Origin of the sequence: Cupriavidus sp. SIMBA_020 (assembly GCF_046535395.1) — a bacterium.
Lineage (GTDB): Bacteria > Pseudomonadota > Gammaproteobacteria > Burkholderiales > Burkholderiaceae > Cupriavidus > Cupriavidus campinensis.
On record NZ_JAWRWU010001854.1, the window covers coordinates 1 to 229 of the forward strand.

The 229-nt window shown below is 66.8% G+C and carries 1 pseudogene; it reads left to right on the plus strand.

Annotated elements, in window-relative coordinates:
* A pseudogene (locus tag SB751_RS36015) lies at window positions 1-229 on the plus strand (acetyl-CoA carboxylase biotin carboxylase subunit); the annotation flags it as partial.

The window sequence follows — 229 nt, forward strand, 5'->3', positions numbered from 1 at the left end:
CACCGAGCTGATCACCGGCGTCGACCTGGTGCAGCAGCAGATCCTGATCGCCGCCGGCGAGAAGTTCACGCTGCGCCAGCGCGACATCACCTTCAAGGGCCACGCGATCGAGTGCCGCATCAACGCCGAGGATCCGTTCCGCTTCGTGCCCAGCCCTGGCCGCATCACCAACTGGCACACGCCGGGCGGCCCGGGCGTGCGTATCGATTCGCACGCGTTCAACGGCTAT